The organism is Mucilaginibacter sp. BGA-UO-ETr-C110 (assembly GCF_059567985.1).
Genome location: NZ_JCAQPB010000002.1, coordinates 2,524,529 through 2,543,166 on the forward strand (window position 1 = coordinate 2,524,529; position 18,638 = coordinate 2,543,166).

Genomic DNA, 18,638 nt, shown 5'->3' on the forward strand with positions numbered 1-18,638 from the left:
GCTAAAGACGGGCGTTAACTACGCTATCGGGTAAAAACGCTTTCAGATCATACATAACGGCATCCGGCTTGCAAAGTGCCTTGATGTCCATCGCCTTAAACTCTTCGTGGGCAACCGCCAGCAAAACACCGTCGTATTTACGTTTTTTTGACTCGCCATTTTCACATAGAATACCGTAGGCGCGTTTTGCCTGATCGGCATTAGCCCAGGGATCATGAATATGCACCTTAACCTTATACTCTTCCAGCCGCCGTACAATATCAATTACACGGGTGTTACGAACATCGGGGCAATTTTCTTTAAAGGTAAAGCCCAGCACAAGCACCCGTGCGGTGGTAAGCGATGTGCCTTTACAGATCATTTTTTTTATGAACTGATCAGCAACATAAGCCCCCATCGAATCGTTTATGCGGCGGCCAGCCAGTATTATTTCGGGATGATAACCCACTTCCTGGGCTTTTTGCGCCAGGTAATAAGGATCAACCCCTATGCAGTGTCCTCCAACTAACCCGGGACGAAAATTCAGAAAATTCCATTTGGTACCGGCTGCTTCAAGTACTTTGTGTGTGTCAATTCCCAGTTTGTTAAAGATCATAGCCAGCTCGTTTACAAAGGCAATATTGATGTCCCGTTGTGCATTTTCAATAACCTTTGCAGCTTCCGCTACTTTGATAGAATCGGCTTTAAACGTACCTGCAGAAATAACAGAACTATAAAGTGCATCTACAATTTCTGCGGTTTTAGCATTGGAGCCTGAAGTAATTTTACGAATATTAGCCACCGTATGAAGTTTATCTCCTGGGTTAATCCGCTCGGGCGAGTAGCCGGCAAAAAAGTCAATATTATAACGGAGTTTTGAAGTTTTTTCAAGTACCGGTACACATTCGTCTTCTGTAACACCCGGATAAACTGTTGACTCATAAATAACAATATCACCTTTCTTAAGTATTTTACCAATTAACAAACTAGCATTGATCAGCGGACTCAGGTCAGGTCTGTTATTTTTATCAACCGGAGTAGGCACGGTTACAATATAAATAGAGCAAGCTCTCAGCTTTTCAATTTCACTGGTGCAATACAAACCTTTGGGGGTTGTACATTCCAGCGTAATTACAGCATTTAATTTTTTTTCGCTAATCTCCAGGGTATGATCCAACCCTTCTTTAAGCTGATCGATTCGCCGGGAATTAATATCATAACCAAACACCTTGTATTGTTTAGCAAACTCCACTGCTAAAGGAAGGCCAACGTATCCAAGGCCTATAATTCCTATTTTACTATTTCGTAGCATTGTTTTTATTCTGGTTTAAGTTTTGTATAGCGATATGCTGGAAGGATATGCGGGTTACCAATGCGCAATGGATGTTGTCAAAAACCATAAGCACATTTTTGCCTTGTATCTGAACAACCTGGCCAGGTTGGTTAGCGAACGCGCCTTGTTTTACCAACACACGATCGCCTATGGATATGCTTTGAAGGTTAATAACCTCAACATCTTTATAAATAGCTAAGTTTCTTTTGATCTCCTCAATTACCGTATCACTCACAACCGCGGGATGCTGCATATAATAAACATATCCCATAACACCTAAGCAGTAAAGTACCAACCCTTCTTCACGAAGATTAACCCTTACAAAAACATAGGAGCTAAACAATGGCAAACTCACCTCCTTTTTGCGGTCAGCCCATTGATTTTGAACTTGTTTCAAGGGGCAATAGGATTCTATGCCTTGTCGCTGTAGTAACATGTCGACCTTTTTTTCCCATCGTGGCCGGGTATAAATAACCAGCCATTTTTTTTCATTTAACTGTTTCGGATTCATATATCTGATTTGAAAATAACCGGGGTTTCGGGAGGTGCAATAGCTTCGCCATATCACTTACATGATACCATTAGTAAAACTGATTGTAATGCATTCAGGTTATCGGCCAAAGCCAATCACGGCAAAGCGTTTTCTGACATCAGGCGGGTTAAGGAATGTAATCTCTATTTCACCCAATCATATGGCAGCAATACCTGCTTGGTATAGCTTCGCCATACCACTTACATAGCGCTTCTTTTATAATATTAAATTTGAATTATATACTACCGCCCGAAGGCTACTGTAATAATTGTTTACTTACTACCTTTTTCAGCGGCATAACCGTAAGCATAAGCCTGGCGGTTCTCCTTTTTAGCATCATTAAAAACCACCATCAGGTTTTTAAATTTTTCATTATCATAAACATCCCTCAGAATATCTAACTGATGCGTGTTTGTATAGTTATAACGAACCAGGTAAACACTCAGATCGGCATATTGCGCTAAACTAAAAGCATCTGCAACAGCACCAACCGGCGATGTATCTATAATTAAATAATCAAATCTTTCTTTTGCCCAATCAAAAAGCATATCCATACGGTCGCTCATGAGCAATTCTGCAGGGTCCTGCGGTAAAGAACCACAGCCCATTACATATAAATTTTCTGCATTAGGGTACTGCTGGATACAATCATGCAGATTGTTGGTATCTCCCTGCAGATAATCTGTAATCCCTTTTTGCTGAAGCATGTTCATTTTTTGCAACAGATCAGGCTTGCGTAAATCAAATTCAAGCATCAATACCCGTTTACTGAGTAGCGCGAGCGTTAACCCCAGGTTAATACTAAAAAATGTTTTACCCTCCCCTTTCATGGAGGAAGTCACCAGCATAACCTGATTAGGCACATCTGGATTTAATACACCCAGATTTGTACGTATATACCTGAACAATTCAGAAATAGTAGAATGTTCCCCTTTTTGTATGACTATTTGATTTTCAACTTCATGATGATTTAATTCTCCCAAAACCCGAACACCCGATATATAACTTAAACTTGAGGGGTCTTTAACCTTTATATTCAACAGTTGCTGTGCGTAAATAAGCAGAGCGGGTAACAGTAATCCAACAATCCCTCCGCATAGGTACAGTAAAGAGGATTTAGGATACTCAGGAACAGAGTCATACGCCGGTTTATCAATAACCTGTGAGGTTGGAATAGTTGCCGATAAGGACAAAGCTGTTTCTTCGCGTTTCTGCAATAGATACTGATACAAGGTTGTTTTAACACTTTGCTCACGGCTGCGCTGTAGAAGGCCGCGCTCCAACGCCGGTACTGAACGAACCCTGGAATCGTAGTGAGCTGAATTCACTTTCAAATGATCATGTTCAATAATAAATCCTTGTTTAATATTTATAAGGTTTTCTTTGATCTTTAACCGAAGGTCGGTTATCTGGTCACTCAAGTTTTCAACAAGGGGGTTACTTAAATTAGCACTACTCAGCATCCTGTTTCGTTCTAGTTGCAAGTCGTTAAATCGGCTGATTAAAGTATTAAGCACAGGATCCTTTAATCCCATAGTGCTTGGAACGACATTAAATTGATTAGCTGATTTATCTAAATATCTTTCAATAGACCGAACTATACCAAGCTGCACATCTGATACCTCGAGTAATTGGTTATATTCTGCGGATTTTGTTAAGTTGAGCTGAGCGCCGGTACTTGCATCAGCCGCCTCATTTTGTTGTTTATAGACCTCTATTCCTCCTTCTGCATTAGAAAGATCCTGTTCCATATCCTTAAGCCGTTTATCAATAAATAAAATGGTATTTACGGCTATTACATTTTTTTTCTCAACGTTTTCGGTGTTATAGGTATTAATAAGCTTGGTGAGTATATCTACCCCCCTGGAAGGTACCGGATCAGTAAGGCTTAAAATAACCGTATTTGATTCCTTGACTACCGGATTTACGTTTAATTTTCCCGCGCTATAAGTGGCGGCCAGTTTATATAAATCCTTAAACTGTATTTGTACTGGCCCATATGTGCTTAAAAACGCCGGACCTTTATCTACTTTAAATACAAAATCGGAATGTTGTATCTGTTGACCATAACGATATACCCACCCTACAATACCTTCCTGTAACAGGAAAGTATGATCTGATAAACCTTTTATTTGGAGTTTTTTTAGGTAAGCGCCCTTGTTTAGCTTTTTAACAGAAATTTTAAACGGTAATTCATCTGCATAAAGTTCACGGGTTTTGAAACCCTCTGAATAAAAATAAGATATATCCAGATTAAGGTCTTTTAATGCTTTATAGATCAAATCCTTGGATCTTAAAATCTCCATCTCATTATCTACTGTTTTGGGTTCCTGAAACATATTAAGATCGCTAAAGGCTGTAGCTTTTAGGATACCGTCTCCTTTCTTATCATCAGGTATTAATAAGGTACTGCTTATTTTATACAAAGGCGTTGCATAGTCAAGATAAAACCACACCACTGCCATACTTATACTCAAGGTGATCAAAAATAAATACCATCGTTTTGAATATGGCATAAGCTTTTCCCTGAAATTATCGGGACGTACAGCTGATTTTGAATTAAGATTTGAAGCCATAATCTAAGATTTTTAATATGGGCAATAGTTATAATGATTTTACCTCTTTAGCAATACAGCAACCAAAACAGCAGCAGCTGATATAGAAGCTATGATCATCGGCATTATCCGGGTATTGGTACTAAATTCAACCGCTTTTGACCGATCGGGCTCAACATATACAATATCGTTCTGCCTGAGATTGAAGTATGGTGAATTCATGGTTTCCTGCTGATTCAGGTTAAGCCTTTTCATGACCTTATGGCCATCTTCATTACGAATGATCAATACATTTTCCCGTTTACCATACACAGTCATATCTCCCGCCATTCCGAGTGCCTCCAGGAGGTTAACTTTTTCATCAGTTATGGTAAATGTGGAGGGTTTATTTACTTCACCTATTACAGTAATTTTGAAATTAGTGATCTGAACCTCTATCTCCGGATTTTTCACATACTTAACTAATGCAGAGGCGATTCCTTTTTCTGCTTCTTCAACAGTTAGTCCTTCTATTTTATAGTCACCTATTAATGGTAAATGTATCGTGCCACTTTTACTTACCCTGTAGCCTTTTAATGACGCATTTGAAGGGTCGTTTTTATTGCCGGCAAAAAGTGTGTTAGATTCGGGATTTGAGCTGTTCATCGTAACACTAACAATGTCATTAAGACGGATAATAATATCATTGTTTTGTTCATCTTTCGTAATTGTGGCATTGGCCATGTTACTAAAATAAACCAGGTCTCTTCGGGGTGCACAGGCGCTTATTATAAAAACTGACAAGACGCATATCCGTGATAGTATTTTTATAGTCATGAGTGATAAGTATGAGCGTTTGTTTATCTTGGTTTGATTTACATATCAAATGTATCTATTTGAAAAACAATATAGTGCATGATTTTTATGATTGAATTTCAATTGTAAACAAAGGGTATATTTTCACACAAAATGTAAAAATATACTTGATAAAGTTTACAGAACATGTAAAACTGTTGTAAAAGAACTACAGCAGGATCTGAATAATTTATGGCGATTATTTTTATAAATCCAGGTTTTTGACAAAGGTTTTTTACTTGTTAAAAAATAGTTAAATAATCCATCCGACTAGAGTCGAGTCATTTTAAAATAACGGCAAACTAAATTGGTGAATTGGCAACTGCACAATGAGTTATATATTCAAATGAATGGCACAGAAAACCTTATTTTAAAGATTGTGCCATGCGCATTTTTGGAAAGGGAATAGTTGTTAAAAAAAATGCTAAGAATAAATATATTCATAGCATTTAACGTGGTATTTGTGAGATTAGTTGATAAACTATAGGCGCGGTGCTTTTAACTAATTTATTAGACGATGTAACTCATTCCACCGTAACTGATTTAGCCAGATTACGAGGCTGATCTACATTGCAGCCCCTCAGTACCGCAACATGATAAGCAAGTAACTGTAATGGAATAATAGCCAGAAGAGGTAAAAAAGCTTCATCTGCGTCAGGTATTTCAATACAGTAATCAACCATTTTTTCAATTTCTTTATCCCCGGTTGTTACGATAGCAATAACGATCCCTTTACGCGCTTTAACTTCTTGTATATTGCTAATCACTTTCTCATAGGATGAGTTTTTAGTCGCAATAACAACAACAGGCATCTCTTTATCAATTAATGCAATCGGTCCGTGTTTCATTTCAGCGGCCGGATAGCCTTCCGCATGAATGTAGGAGATCTCTTTTAATTTTAAAGCACCCTCCAAAGCAACAGGAAAACCACTACCTCTTCCCAGGAACAGGCAATTTCTTGAGTCTTTAATTTTAGCAGCTATATTTTTAATCAAATTATTAGTAGCCAAAACCGTTTGTATTTTGTCTGGAATGCTATCCAGTTCTGTTAAAAGACTGGTTAGTTTTGATACCGTTAGCGTACCCTTCTGTTGTGCAATATAAAAGGCCAGTAAAGTTAAAACCGTTACCTGTGCAGTAAAGGCCTTTGTTGAGGCTACTCCTATTTCAGGGCCGGCATGCGTATAAACACCAGCATGCGTGATGCGTGGTATAGACGAGCCTACTACATTACAAATTCCAAAAATTGTCGCTCCTTTTTCTTTTGCTATTTCGATAGCAGCCATGGTATCGGCAGTCTCACCTGATTGTGATATCGCTATTACAATATCTTTTTCAGTAATAATAGGATTACGGTATCTAAATTCAGAAGCATACTCTACCTCAACTGGTATACGGGCATATTCCTCTATCAAATATTCGCCGGTTAAACCTGCATGCCAGGATGTACCGCACGCTATGATGATGATGCGTTCAATATTTTTTAACTTATCTGCATATTCTTTAATACCACCCAATTCTATTTTACCTTCCTCGGCATTGATACGACCACGCATACAATCTCTTATAGATCGTGGCTGTTCGTATATTTCCTTTAACATAAAATGATCGAAGCCGCCCTTTTCAAGCTCCTCGAGCTTTAACTCCAACTCCTGGATTAATGGAGTCTGAATTACATTGTCCAGGCGCTTAACTAATAAAGCATCCCGTTTTATCAATGCTATTTCATTATCCTTTAAATAAATAACATTCTTAATGTATTCTACAATAGGAGTTGCATCTGATGCAATAAAGTATTCTCCCTCACCTATACCGATAACCAGGGGACTACCTTTTCTGGCTGCAATTAACTGATCCGGATTTTCCCGATCCATAATAACAATAGCATATGCACCTATTACAGTATTCAAAGCCAGGCGAACAGCTTCCAGCAGATCTATTTGTTCGATTCCTTGTATTTCCTCTATCAAGTGGATTAACACTTCGGTATCTGTATCACTTTCGAACTGATGACCACGATTAAGCAGTTCCTCTTTAAGCGTAGCATAATTTTCAATTATGCCGTTGTGAATAATATATAAACGTTTGTCATTAGAACTATGTGGATGTGAATTAATGTCCGAAGGTTCTCCATGTGTTGCCCATCGGGTATGTCCCATGGCTACCCTTCCGCTTCTATCCTGGTTTCTTGTAAAATCCTCCAAAAAAGCCACTTTCCCTGCTTTCTTGTAAATACTAAATCCATTATCATTTATAATGGCAACACCTGCGCTATCATAACCGCGGTATTCTAATCTTTTTAAACCTTTAATTACAATGGGCCATGCTTCACGGAACCCGATATAACCTACAATTCCACACATAAGGGTTGGTTGTTTTTATTGTTAAAAAAAACTAAATATCCCTACCTTTTATGAGCTTTGTCGTGATCTTTATCACTATTAATAATGAGATTGATCACACTACTTTTAATCTTGTATTAGACACTTCTTAAATCTTTTGGAAAAATGCAAGATGTACAAAAGTCCAAAATCGAGTTTAGGCTCCAGGATTCTCCTGAAGCGGTACACAATTACGTCTTTGCGTTTATGCACGCGATTGACGATGAGTTAGTCAAACGTTAGGCTGTCCCGGTTTAAAGAATACAACTCTAGATGACCTCAATTAAAGCAAATACTTGTTATGAGTTACATCATTTATGATTTCTTAGCTAACAGTTTGTTATTTGATGCGCATGCACTAGCGAACAGCTTTAAAACAATGCGTGGTTATATCGTTGTTGGATAGAAGATTACCAAACCCTTCTCTTTCAAACTTCCGCAAAACGAAGCCTTCATCCATCTTTTTGATGATACTATTAGCCTTAGCGACTATCCCTTTTAACTCGATCTTAGTTTCTTTTAATCCTTTCTTAGCTTTAATGATAAAGAAAGTCCAATAAGGTGATAAGCGTTCCAGCATTCCGACTTGCGAAAATACACTCAGGCCTAATTATAATCACCTACCTGCATCACAACACTTCACACATTGTGCAATCTGCACTAAACACCTGTAAATAAGATACAAACACCTTAATTATTTTTCATTTTCCTAAAACGTATAGGTATATTACAGGCACTTAAATCTTTCATCATGAAATATCAACTAACAATTGCGCAGCATGGCCTTTGGCCTATCGTTAAACGCAGCAAAATCCCCATTGCAGCGCTTAAAAGAACCTTGTCCTTATTGATACACTATGTTTTTCTCACTGCGGCCAAAAATTTACTCAAAAGGCTTTGGGGTTACCAACAGCCTTCATTGCCGACAGTCATGACCTGGATATTCATACCGTAAAAATACGGTGTGAATTTGGGTCAAAAAACGGTTCTCCAAAGCCAGATTTAACCGGAACTTGCACCTATAAAGGCAAGAAAACTAATCAATATTCAATAATTTAAAAATTTTAAGACCATGCCAATACCATTAGATTATCAGCCCGAAGGCAGAAAAGGCGATGCGCCAATCATCAAAACAGAGATCCTGACTATGATGAAAAGATACGAGGACAGAACTATTACATGCGATACCGTTTCCGCCTGGGTCAGTGTCTCAGAAATCCTGAAACTTATCGCTGACAACAATGCTAATGGTATCCGCATTTATTACGGGCGCCATAGCGAAACGGACAAGCCCGAATTCGCTAACCGTCATAACGTCATCCTGGTGGCCACAAGGGATGCGACCAATCCTGCGAACCCTACGACAACACACAGCGACGACCTGTTGAACGATGAGCCGCTAAAAGGGGCTATAAATAGCGTTTCGGGTACTTTTGCAAACGTTGGGGATGACACAATTCCGCTGTGCAGGCCAAATTGCGGTGGTAAAATACTTGCACCATAACAGGAATTTATGTCTGAAATGATCATTGGTTCGATCCCACTGTTAATGGCATTTACTGCCGCGGTGATCGGCAGGAAAAAGCAGGGCACATACTGGCTTCTGCTTTTTCCGTGGTTTTTGTTATACACTTTTGTAAACCAGTGGATCGGATTTTTCATGTGGCCGCTTTTTCATGTAGAAAACCAGCTTTTATTCAACGTGTTCATGTTGATTGAAAAAGGGTTTTATTTCTATGTATTCTATTCGATACTAAGAAAACACGTATTCAAAAAAATAGCCGTTGGCGCAGGAGCCGCTTTTTTGCTTTGTTATATATATGATGTCGTCATCATCAACAAACTTTTTACTTATGGGTATTATGCCGCAAATGCGGGAAACCTTGCACTGGTAATTTGCGGATTGCTTTTTTTTATGGAAATTTTAATGTCAGAAGATTACGTCGACATTTTTTCGCTTCCGATGTTTTGGATTGCAACCGGTATTATCGTTTTCGCCGTTGGTGTTTTGTTTTATCTCTGTTTTTTTAGTTACATCATAAACGATGTTGATAAAGACGGAAAGATTTGGCGGATACTTGCAACAATACTGAGTGTAATTGAATATAGTTTTTTTACAGTAGGCTTTACATTGAAACACAAATGGGTCCACAGCAAATGATCTACGCTATTTGCCTGGTAACATTTGTGTTGCTGGTATTAACGACATTCATGGTCTTTATGCTGCTTTGGCAACGCAGACGAAGCAATAGCTTTATCCTTGAAAGGGAAATAATGAAAGCCTTATACAAAGAACAGCTTTTAAAAACCCAGCTGGAGATCCAGGAGCAGAGCTTTAATGCCATAAGCATGGAAATCCACGATAATGTAGGCCAGACACTGAGCTTATTAAAGGTACAGCTTAATATTATTGACCAGCAAGAAACGCTCGACAAGTTATTATTAGCGGCTGCAAAAGAAAATGTCGGGAAAGCGATGACCGATCTTCGGGATATCGCCAAGAGTCTAAACAGTGAACGTGTTCAACAAGCCAGTTTAAAGGATATGGTAGAGCATGAATTGGGCAGAATCAGTAAAACCGGAATTATTCAGGGCCTGATCCAACAGGAAGGTAATGAGCAAAATCTTACCAGTGAAAAGAAACTGATTTTGTTCAGGAGTATCCAGGAAAGCTTTCAGAACATAATCAAACACTCCGACGCCAGCGAAGTTAACGTTCACTTTTTTTACCAGTCCGACCAGTTGACCATAGTTATCAGCGATGACGGCAAAGGGTTTGAACCAGAACATGTTACAGAAAAAAAGCAGGGACTTGGCCTTACCAATATGATTACCCGGGCTTCAATGGTTGGTGGTCAGGCGATAGTTTCCAGTATAAAAGACAAAGGAACAACGGTAACGATAACTATACCTTATGAATGAGAAATTAAAAATTGCAATAGTCGACGATCATGCCCTTTTCCGGAAAAGCTTAGCGGTCCTGATCAATATGTTTCCACAATACGAAGTGATCATCGATGCCGCAAACGGGCAAGATATGATTTCGCTGTTAAAACTACAGTTGCCAGATATAGTTCTGATGGATATCAATATGCCGGTAATGGACGGCTATGCTGCGACTGCATGGCTCCGGCTCAATCACCCTACAGTAAAGGTTTTAGCATTAAGTACGATGGATGCAGAAACAGCCATCATTAAAATGATTAAAAGCGGCGCTAAGGGATACGTTTTAAAGGATGCGGAACCTCAGGAGCTGCGGCAGGCGTTCGACGACCTGATGTCCAGGGGATATTATTATAATGAACTTGTCACGAGAAAAGTCATGAATTCCATCGGCCAGCTCACAGAAAGTCAGAGTACGCTGGGAGTTTTCGCAAAGTTATCAGAGCGTGAAACGGAATTCCTGAAGCTGACCTGCACCGAACTGACCTATAAAGAAATCGCGGATAAGCTATGTATCAGCGTCCGTACCGTCGAAGGCTACCGTGATACCTTATGTGAAAAACTTAACCTGAAGACGAGGGTCGGACTGGCGATGTATGCCCTGAAAAATCAAATCGCAGACTTATAAAGCATCCGCCCTGCGGCGGATGTCCTGTCTTTTTTTGCCTAAAACCAACATCATGAAAAATATTACAGCCAAAACCGAGCTCAATCCTACCCGGGATACCCCGCGGAGGATTTTTGACATACAGTTTAAACCGGACACTGAAACTGCCGAAACAACCGCTGATCAATTTCTCTCGGCGATTAAAAGCGATCTAAAAATCGATAACAACTATTCAACGCTTAAAGCAGCGCCCACCAAAACAAGCAACATGGGCAGCCACCTGCTATATCAGCAACAATTTCGTAAACTACCTGTAACAGGTGCATGGCTACGGATGGACCAGGATCAACAGGGGCAAATTTACCAGGTGTTGAACGAACTTGTACCTGAGGGACAGTTGGCAACTGCCGAACAGATCGCGGCAGCACATGATCAAGCTGTAAATGACGGAACCGCACATAGGTATACAGAGGATGAGATCACGGTTCAGCTTGCACTCAGTAAGCTTGACATGCCTATGGACCGGTCTGTTAAATATTTTCTTAAAGAACAGGTATACTTCCAATTGAACGGCATACCCGTGCTTGCCTGGAAAATTGTCATCGGTTTATCCCAACCCTTTGTCGAATGGAAATTATACATTGACGCATATACGGGAAATGTCCTTGACAAATATATCATCACGAAATACTGTAGCGGCAAAGGAATAGTGTTTGATCCTAACCCGGTCGCCGTACTAAATGACACCAGCTTAAGGGACCACTCGCACATCCCCGACAATGCCTATACCGAGGTTGTCCTGCAGGAACTTGATGGAACAGGTATGCTCACTGGGACATATATAACGACAAGCTCGACGACTACTGCTAACAGGATAACCCAACCCGACCTGTTATTCTTTTTTAAAAGAGGGATGAAGGGTTTTACCGAAGTAATGGCCTACTTCCATATAGACAGCGCGCAACGATATATCCAGAGCCTGGGAATCATGAATATTTTATCGACAAAAGCAATACCAGTCAACGTTGATGGAGGACCCGGTATCTCGTCCTATTACAGCCCCCACTTAAAGGAAATTACATTTGTAACCGGCTCTATAGATGATGCAGAAGACGCGGAATTGATTTTACATGAATATGGCCATGCTATACAAGACTACCTGGTTTGCGGGTTTGGAACCACCCCAGAAGCAAAGGCCATGGGCGAAGGTTTTGGTGACTATTTCGCGGCCAGTTTCTTTTCAGATAAAAAACCGGCGTCAATGAAAACTACTTTCGCTAATTGGAAAGGCGTTACCTTGATTGGCCCAGAGCCGCCATGCATGCGGGTGCTAAACAGCAATAAATTATACAGTGACCGTGGAGGCAATATCTATAAAGATGCAGAGATCTGGTCTGCCTGTCTCTGGGAGATCCGGCAGGGTATGGGGCGAATGAATGCAGACAGAATCATCATACTGCACCATTCGTACCTTACACCCTGGGCTACTTTTGTCGACGGCGCCAAGGCCATCATTACTACGGATCAAATCATTAATGGCGGAAGAAATGAGGAGCTATTAGCCGGGATATTTATTAAAAGAGGAATTTTACCAAATCCAGCCAGACAAAACTTACTTGCAGGGGCCGTGCCCGATTTGATGTAGCTGCCGATTATATTAATTTAGTCAACTGGTTTTCCCGGAAAACAGGGCAAAAAAAACGGCCGCTAACACGGCCGTTTTTTTTTCGGTGATTTTCATTTTCCGGCGGGTGTTGCCTTAGGAATATTCAATTCCTTTGTCACTACATGCAAATTCCTGGAGTCTGTTCCTTCTTCCCAGATGGCAGAAACTTGATACCTGCCTTCAGCGACTGGTGCAGGTATCGTGTATTCGAACCGGTTATTCTTATAAACTATACTGTTTTGAGATAAGACACTCACGAACTTTTTATTATCAAACCGTTCCAGCTTAACAGTTACCACCGTTTTATCTGGTATATCACCAATCAACAGCAATTCATGCTGGGCCTGCAGGTAATTGATTGTGATTTTTTTATCCAGGGTCACCTTATCATGTGTAAAATTGGCCAGGGTTAATGCAACTGCCAGCATAATACCAGACACAGCGGTCACGATCATTGACCACCAGAGCCTCCTTTTTTTAAACCTGATGTTACTATTATAAAAAGACTCGATATCTAAGGGAACCCGTGGATCTACACCGGTTGAGCCAAACCTTGGCATCTGGGCCCAAACCGCAAATATATAAGCCAGGATCAGGGATGGAATAGGCATGACCAGCAGCACCATAATATACCAGGGTTCATCAAGCTTTTTCAGCGATGTGCCAATCACAAAAACCGCAATGTACATCCCCCAAAAGGTCGCTGCCAGCGTCCCTATTTTGGCCGCAGCTTCCGTCAGTTTTGTACCCGAGTCGTCTACTGCTTTCTTGGCGTAACCAAGCCAGTATTCATCATTTACAATTTCCATTTTTTAAGTTTTTATTTGGTTGGGATTTGGTAACTGTGGGTATGCGATGGGGAATTATCACAGTTTAAAAAGATCGCCTTTGTTTCGTTGTAATCATTATTTTTTGCGTTTACGATGTTGGTTACAGCCTTGTCGAAACGTGAACGTTCCATTCCCAGTTTATTTTCCCCTTTTAGTTCCACACTAAAAGCGGTGCTTAGATCAATTTCACGAGGGATATAAGTAACGTTCGCAGTACATCCGGGTTCTTTACATTTAAATCTCATAATCTTTCTATTTTTAAGGTAAATCAACTTTTTCTGTACCAAAGCCCCAATTGATGCCGAAGGCGGAAATTAGCTTATTGGGACCGGCAAAATCCTTTCCGAAGGCTCCATTGATATACAGGTTTTCGGCAAGTTTAACGTTGATAATGCCAATAGTACGTACCGAACCGCCGCTGATACCTTTTGTATGCCTGTATAGCGACTCTACCCCTATTGACAGTTGACTGAAAGAAAAACCGGCTTTACCACCAATATCCGTATTGTCGACATGCACAATTTGATCCAGATCATTTTTTTGAAAATGATCTGACAGGTATCTGGCAGATGCGCTGATCTCAAAATAATTCTTGTTATCTATCTGCGTTGATAATGGGATATAAGAGGATAATGTTGTCCATGCACCGACGCGTCCCGTCCTCGCCTCCTGATCGGTGACGCCATAGGCTGAATAAGCCCCTGCAATATCCAGATTAAATAATGGTTTTCGGGCGATCAAATTATTGATGTTTTCTAATATTCCCGGGGTGTTCTTCTGTGAAAATTTTGCAATGATTTTTTTCCTTTCGACAGAATCTTTAGGATCACTTCCTAATTTCGCCAACTCAATCAGCATTTTTTCGCTACTATCAATTTCCTCCTGGGCAGCACGATGCCAAGCTGCTATACTTCCTCCCAGCTCCTGTGCATAACCTTTGGCATGAATTTTTAACAAAGTAGTATGGATTCCAATTGCAAACACTTTTTGTGTTGTTTTTGCAGTATCCGGAATCATGTCTTTATTTACAAAGGCTGTAGAGATACTCGTGTATTTTAAACCAGCCGTCGGATCTGTTACCCATTTGGTACTATCCCTTTTAGATCTATGTATTCCCTGCGCATTATAAACGCTACGGGAATGCAATTTCAGCCACCAATAGGGCGTAAATTCGGCCGAATAATTATTGGGGAAACCTGTGCCTGACTGTTGATAGGATTGGGCTACGCCTAATACAAAAGCTTTTGGCGTTGCGGGATTTTGAACCAGCGTGGGTGTAATATCTGTTATTACAAACGCCGGGGATGATGGAACTGCTAAATCCTTAAGGTTCACCGTTGGAGTCTGAACTTGTGCACCGGCCCTGCCGGCAGCACATAACAGGATGAAAATAATATACTTTTTCATATCAGATCAACTAAAAATTGCAGGAATACATTGGGATCCACATAATCTTTTGTGGAATGTGCATAGGTTTTCAATCCATCGCGCCCACCGTCCAGCGTATAGGTGCCGCTTAATTGTGCAGCTTCCGCAGCTCTTAGAGCTGCATCAGATCCGGTAAGCGCAATTTTTGTAAAAACCTGGAGTCTGCTGCCTTTTAAATCATTGCTGTTGCCTATCCCTTGGTTTGCAATATCACCCGTTGCATCGACAGAATGGGCTACTGCCGTAGCACTTCCGTCTTTATAAATAGTTGCGCGGCTGGCGGCCAGACCGATCGTGTCAATATCAGCACTCAGGCTGATAGTGGAAACACTGTTTCCGAGGTTGTAGGTTTTTTCCATGATATTTAATTTTTAATACAGATCAAAATTACCATGACCTAACTCCCTAACCTACCGTATTTTAACGGTTTTAATTCCCGGAAAATACCCGAATTAGGATAAGGATTAATCAAATCAGGAAATTCAAGGGTTAAAAATCAGCTCTGTTCCGTTCAGGCTATCACTATGGATATTGCAGTGCAAAAAACGGAGAACACGCAGCTCTTTGAAGATTCAGTCAAATTAATTAGTGAACAATTAATTTTGATATTAGCACTATACAGTGCAACTTTTTGATTTAAAATGCACCGAATGATCGGTTTCTAATTATTTCAATCATACAATCACCACTACAGACTTTTATAATAACACTTTACCATATTAGGCAGAAGCAGTGATTTTATAGACAAGTTAACAACCATAATTTAGGCAGTAATACCTGATACTTTCAACTCCGATACGCTGTATAAAAGTTAATTTCTTCAAATCTGCTATAAACGTGTTCAAAAACTATAGTATAGCGATCACTGCAGCAAAAAATAAGATGTGGTTAAAAAAAGCGCTCCGTATCTCACCCCGGAGCGCCATTCAATGTTCCTACAAACATCGATCAACTAAACTCAGATCTCTACAATCTAAGGTTTTTACCATTTTATAAAGTCATCGTCTTAAATACAAACTCTTTGTTTTCATAACTTTAACTATGGCTTTTATAAGTTTTATTCTTAATTATTATATATCATTTATCCATTCAATAGATCAAAAAACGCACAATTATGCATAATTAATATTACATAATATAATATTAATTATAAAATACATTACATATCTATGCCGTAATATTTCTGAATACAGACAATAAAATAATTTTCTGCTAATTCAAGCATCGTTGAACTGGATGCTTTACTTAAACCAAAACAATCATATCAATCAAATAAAAGAAATTGCAGAAATTACCCGATTAGCAATTAAACCTGGGCGGTTGTTTAGGCATAGTTACATGATGCCATGTTTCGGGTTGAAAGTATAGGGTATTAGCCGGCGTAATTAGAGTGACCGGCGGTTCAAAAGTTGTATTTAAAAAGACAAAAGACGAAAATACATCCACCAGTTGCATACTCACAAAAGGCACATGGTCTTTTTGTTTAACAGGCACATCCTTAGTTGATTGTGCATGAATTACGTTATGCGTATTAAGACGGGTAGAGCGATAGTTAGGCACACACTTCAGAAATAAAGTATGCTGAGTTATCTTCATTTTAACATAATTATAGGCTTGGTCGCCAAAGCGTATCTGGCCGCTAATGCTCTCGTATCTTGTCCAATTGGTGATGCCAGGCATATTTACTGGTACCTCAATATCCACCAAATCCCTGGTATTATAAAGCCCCTTAGCCGCCTGTGCTTCATAAAATTTATCGACGCGGTATGACATGTATTGATGCAATATCAAATAACCACCTAAACTATACAGGTGAACGCTCAATAACAATATAGCAGAAAATTTTTTCAAAGGTTAAAATTGGTGCACTTTGTTTATTATTAGTAAATATAGCATAATTCTATATAAATGAAAAGAAAGTGAAAACTATTTCATCATTTTTTGAACATATTTATTCATAAAGTATCAACATTAAACATATTATAATTCGTTATTTACGTTTGGCTTGATGGCTGATGTTTTTAAGTATAATAAAAGGTGTAAAGGCATCCCAGTCGGGTTTAAGATCGGGTTGGTTAACAAAGCCAAAAGAATAGTTTCCCAGTATAATATCAGGCTTTCCATCGGCATCATAATCGGCAACATCCATACATATCCATCTGCCCTGTTTGGCTATAGGTAAATTATGAGGGATAAAATGCAGCGGCTTGTCCTGCTCAAAATAAGTAAACCCTTCCTCCGGATTGTTTTTCAGATCAGAAAAAAAAGCGATGAGTGCGATATCTATTTTCCCATCGCCATTAAAATCAGCGGCAACAGCTTTTGTGGCTCCATTAACCGGGTAAAAATAGGCTTGCTTATATTTAAAATTGCCCTGATTAAGAAAAATGTAAACCCCATGATAAGGTTTTAATATTCTGGAATAGTCACTGTTATCGCCACTGGTGTATAAAATATCGAGCCGGCCGTCGTGGTTAAAATCAACCAACTGAAAACTGCTGGAGCCATAAACCGGAGGGAACCTCAATAAATTGTGTGTAGTAAAACCGCCTTTATGATTATTTAAAAAAAGCCATACCCCTTCTTCAGCCTGTGCAAACAGGCACATGATATCCGGCCATCCATCGTGATTATAATCACCTATCTCCACATACTCCGCTCCGGGCATAGTGCTGATGATGTGTTTTTCATATTGCTTTCCCGGTTGTTGTTTGTACCAGTACAGGCCGCCGGCATTGTGGCCGAACCCGCATATAACAAGATCCTTAAGCCCATCCTTATCCATATCTTCCTCGCGTGCTTTTACCGGGCGGGGCAGCTTATCAGCCAGTGGTTTATTAGTATTCCCGGTCTGGCCATTAACTGGTAAATTCGTCACAAAACCATTGGACACATCAATAGCATCCATAGAACCAATAAAAGTGAACAGGCCCTGCTCAACCCCTGAAGCATCTTTGTCAAAACTGACGTCAACTGCTGGTGAACTGTATTTTTGTGATGACAACAATTTTAACCTGGGCGACCATTGGCTAATGCTACGGGTCATTCCATCGCTGGTAAAAATGTGGTGACTTATAGAGTCAAAGGCAACCAGGCTGGTGGTAGCAATGGTTTGGCCCGGAAGCGGTTTGAGTAATGAAAACACCCCCATGTCTTTAACCGGAGCCACCGGTGCTCTCGCAGGTTTCAGTTTTTTGGGGGCGGCTGTTTTATAATAGTTTACAAGTTTTAACCAATCCTCATAACCCAATGCTGATTTTGCCTGGGGATCATTCACGTACTGGTCTTCGGCATAAACGGCTATACCTAAGCGGCGGGCCATGGCGGGCAATACGTGCTTACCCCATGTTTCCTGATCAAGCAAGCTGGCATCGGGATATTGGTGACAGCTTTGGCAATATTTTTTTGAGAGTGCTTTACCATCAAGAGCAACAACAGCTATTGGTTGAGCATTATTGCAACCTAAAGCCAGCGAACAAATACCAACGGCAAATAAAACAATAGAAGTAAGTATAATATGATGGTTTCTAAATGCCATTGAGCGATGGAT

Annotated in this window: 18 protein-coding genes; 7 read left to right on the forward strand and 11 right to left on the reverse strand. The window is 39.9% G+C overall.

The window, feature by feature from the left end; genetic code table 11:
* Position 1: 1 nt before the first annotated feature.
* Positions 2-1,291 (reverse strand): nucleotide sugar dehydrogenase, encoded by a 1,290-nt coding sequence (locus AC57BQ_RS11290; protein ID WP_496406379.1) that lies wholly within the window; start codon positions 1,289-1,291, stop codon positions 2-4.
* A complete protein-coding gene (locus tag AC57BQ_RS11295) occupies positions 1,278-1,823 on the reverse strand; it encodes a UpxY family transcription antiterminator (RefSeq protein ID WP_496406380.1) in 546 nt (181 codons plus the stop codon). Before AC57BQ_RS11295 ends, AC57BQ_RS11290 begins: the two co-directional genes overlap by 14 nt.
* A 9-nt stretch (positions 1,824-1,832) precedes the next feature.
* On the opposite strand from AC57BQ_RS11295, the gene AC57BQ_RS11300 reads away from it, so the two are divergent.
* The gene (locus AC57BQ_RS11300) at positions 1,833-2,030 is read left to right on the forward strand and encodes a hypothetical protein (protein WP_496406381.1); all 198 of its coding nucleotides are present in this window, start codon (positions 1,833-1,835) and stop codon (positions 2,028-2,030) included.
* 86 nt (positions 2,031-2,116) lie between these two features.
* Here AC57BQ_RS11300 and AC57BQ_RS11305 read toward each other — a convergent pair whose 3' ends face one another.
* From AC57BQ_RS11305 to glmS, 3 genes are all read right to left on the reverse strand, one after another.
* Complete coding sequence (locus AC57BQ_RS11305) at positions 2,117-4,420, reverse strand: GumC family protein (RefSeq protein ID WP_496406382.1); 2,304 nt, start codon at positions 4,418-4,420, stop codon at positions 2,117-2,119.
* A gap of 39 nt (positions 4,421-4,459) precedes the next feature.
* On the reverse strand, positions 4,460-5,122 hold the full coding sequence (locus AC57BQ_RS11310) for a polysaccharide biosynthesis/export family protein (protein ID WP_496406383.1): 663 nt from the start codon (positions 5,120-5,122) through the stop codon (positions 4,460-4,462).
* Between the two features lie 635 nt (positions 5,123-5,757).
* Positions 5,758-7,596, reverse strand: coding sequence for a glutamine--fructose-6-phosphate transaminase (isomerizing) (glmS, locus tag AC57BQ_RS11315; protein WP_496406384.1), 1,839 nt, complete (start codon positions 7,594-7,596; stop codon positions 5,758-5,760).
* 769 nt (positions 7,597-8,365) lie between these two features.
* Here glmS and AC57BQ_RS11320 point away from each other — a divergent pair.
* The 6 genes from AC57BQ_RS11320 (at position 8,366) to AC57BQ_RS11345 (ending at position 12,809) form a co-directional block, all read left to right on the forward strand.
* Complete coding sequence (locus AC57BQ_RS11320) at positions 8,366-8,569, forward strand: hypothetical protein (RefSeq protein ID WP_496406385.1); 204 nt, start codon at positions 8,366-8,368, stop codon at positions 8,567-8,569.
* Between the two features lie 117 nt (positions 8,570-8,686).
* On the forward strand, positions 8,687-9,118 hold the full coding sequence (locus AC57BQ_RS11325) for a hypothetical protein (RefSeq protein WP_496406386.1): 432 nt from the start codon (positions 8,687-8,689) through the stop codon (positions 9,116-9,118).
* 204 nt (positions 9,119-9,322) lie between these two features.
* Positions 9,323-9,775, forward strand: coding sequence for a hypothetical protein (locus AC57BQ_RS11330; RefSeq protein WP_496406387.1), 453 nt, complete (start codon positions 9,323-9,325; stop codon positions 9,773-9,775).
* A complete protein-coding gene (locus tag AC57BQ_RS11335) occupies positions 9,757-10,536 on the forward strand; it encodes a sensor histidine kinase (RefSeq protein ID WP_496406388.1) in 780 nt (259 codons plus the stop codon). Before AC57BQ_RS11330 ends, AC57BQ_RS11335 begins: the two co-directional genes overlap by 19 nt.
* A complete protein-coding gene (locus AC57BQ_RS11340; RefSeq protein WP_496406389.1) occupies positions 10,529-11,185 on the forward strand; it encodes a response regulator transcription factor in 657 nt (218 codons plus the stop codon). Before AC57BQ_RS11335 ends, AC57BQ_RS11340 begins: the two co-directional genes overlap by 8 nt.
* 52 nt (positions 11,186-11,237) lie before the next feature.
* Positions 11,238-12,809 (forward strand): M36 family metallopeptidase, encoded by a 1,572-nt coding sequence (locus AC57BQ_RS11345; protein ID WP_496406390.1) that lies wholly within the window; start codon positions 11,238-11,240, stop codon positions 12,807-12,809.
* Between the two features lie 92 nt (positions 12,810-12,901).
* On the opposite strand, the gene AC57BQ_RS11350 is transcribed toward AC57BQ_RS11345, so the two are convergent.
* The 6 genes from AC57BQ_RS11350 to AC57BQ_RS11375 form a co-directional block, all read right to left on the reverse strand.
* Positions 12,902-13,639, reverse strand: coding sequence for a hypothetical protein (locus tag AC57BQ_RS11350; RefSeq protein ID WP_496406391.1), 738 nt, complete (start codon positions 13,637-13,639; stop codon positions 12,902-12,904).
* A gap of 11 nt (positions 13,640-13,650) precedes the next feature.
* Entirely contained in the window at positions 13,651-13,905 is a 255-nt protein-coding gene (locus AC57BQ_RS11355; protein ID WP_496406392.1) for a hypothetical protein, read from the reverse strand.
* 13 nt (positions 13,906-13,918) lie between these two features.
* A complete protein-coding gene (locus AC57BQ_RS11360) occupies positions 13,919-15,067 on the reverse strand; it encodes a hypothetical protein (RefSeq protein WP_496406393.1) in 1,149 nt (382 codons plus the stop codon).
* Positions 15,064-15,447 (reverse strand): hypothetical protein, encoded by a 384-nt coding sequence (locus AC57BQ_RS11365; RefSeq protein ID WP_496406394.1) that lies wholly within the window; start codon positions 15,445-15,447, stop codon positions 15,064-15,066. Before AC57BQ_RS11365 ends, AC57BQ_RS11360 begins: the two co-directional genes overlap by 4 nt.
* Before the next feature lie 940 nt (positions 15,448-16,387).
* Positions 16,388-16,939, reverse strand: a complete 552-nt coding sequence (locus tag AC57BQ_RS11370; RefSeq protein WP_496406395.1) for a hypothetical protein — start codon at positions 16,937-16,939, stop codon at positions 16,388-16,390.
* Between the two features lie 139 nt (positions 16,940-17,078).
* Positions 17,079-18,626 (reverse strand): FG-GAP repeat domain-containing protein, encoded by a 1,548-nt coding sequence (locus tag AC57BQ_RS11375; protein ID WP_496406396.1) that lies wholly within the window; start codon positions 18,624-18,626, stop codon positions 17,079-17,081.
* Positions 18,627-18,638 lie beyond the last annotated feature (12 nt).

Bases quoted from the DNA above. Each gene is read 5' to 3' on its own strand.
- AC57BQ_RS11360 (WP_496406393.1), bottom strand. From the start codon at position 15,067: ATGAAAAAGTATATTATTTTCATCCTGTTATGTGCTGCCGGCAGGGCC.
- AC57BQ_RS11305 (WP_496406382.1), bottom strand. From the start codon at position 4,420: ATGGCTTCAAATCTTAATTCAAAATCAGCTGTACGTCCCGATAATTTC.
- AC57BQ_RS11345 (WP_496406390.1), top strand. From the start codon at position 11,238: ATGAAAAATATTACAGCCAAAACCGAGCTCAATCCTACCCGGGATACC.
- AC57BQ_RS11295 (WP_496406380.1), bottom strand. From the start codon at position 1,823: ATGAATCCGAAACAGTTAAATGAAAAAAAATGGCTGGTTATTTATACC.
- AC57BQ_RS11330 (WP_496406387.1), top strand. From the start codon at position 9,323: ATGTTGATTGAAAAAGGGTTTTATTTCTATGTATTCTATTCGATACTA.
- AC57BQ_RS11320 (WP_496406385.1), top strand. From the start codon at position 8,366: ATGAAATATCAACTAACAATTGCGCAGCATGGCCTTTGGCCTATCGTT.
- AC57BQ_RS11365 (WP_496406394.1), bottom strand. From the start codon at position 15,447: ATGGAAAAAACCTACAACCTCGGAAACAGTGTTTCCACTATCAGCCTG.
- AC57BQ_RS11350 (WP_496406391.1), bottom strand. From the start codon at position 13,639: ATGGAAATTGTAAATGATGAATACTGGCTTGGTTACGCCAAGAAAGCA.
- glmS (WP_496406384.1), bottom strand. From the start codon at position 7,596: ATGTGTGGAATTGTAGGTTATATCGGGTTCCGTGAAGCATGGCCCATT.
- AC57BQ_RS11340 (WP_496406389.1), top strand. From the start codon at position 10,529: ATGAATGAGAAATTAAAAATTGCAATAGTCGACGATCATGCCCTTTTC.
- AC57BQ_RS11355 (WP_496406392.1), bottom strand. From the start codon at position 13,905: ATGAGATTTAAATGTAAAGAACCCGGATGTACTGCGAACGTTACTTAT.
- AC57BQ_RS11335 (WP_496406388.1), top strand. From the start codon at position 9,757: ATGGGTCCACAGCAAATGATCTACGCTATTTGCCTGGTAACATTTGTG.
- AC57BQ_RS11325 (WP_496406386.1), top strand. From the start codon at position 8,687: ATGCCAATACCATTAGATTATCAGCCCGAAGGCAGAAAAGGCGATGCG.
- AC57BQ_RS11290 (WP_496406379.1), bottom strand. From the start codon at position 1,291: ATGCTACGAAATAGTAAAATAGGAATTATAGGCCTTGGATACGTTGGC.
- AC57BQ_RS11310 (WP_496406383.1), bottom strand. From the start codon at position 5,122: ATGGCCAATGCCACAATTACGAAAGATGAACAAAACAATGATATTATT.
- AC57BQ_RS11375 (WP_496406396.1), bottom strand. From the start codon at position 18,626: ATGGCATTTAGAAACCATCATATTATACTTACTTCTATTGTTTTATTT.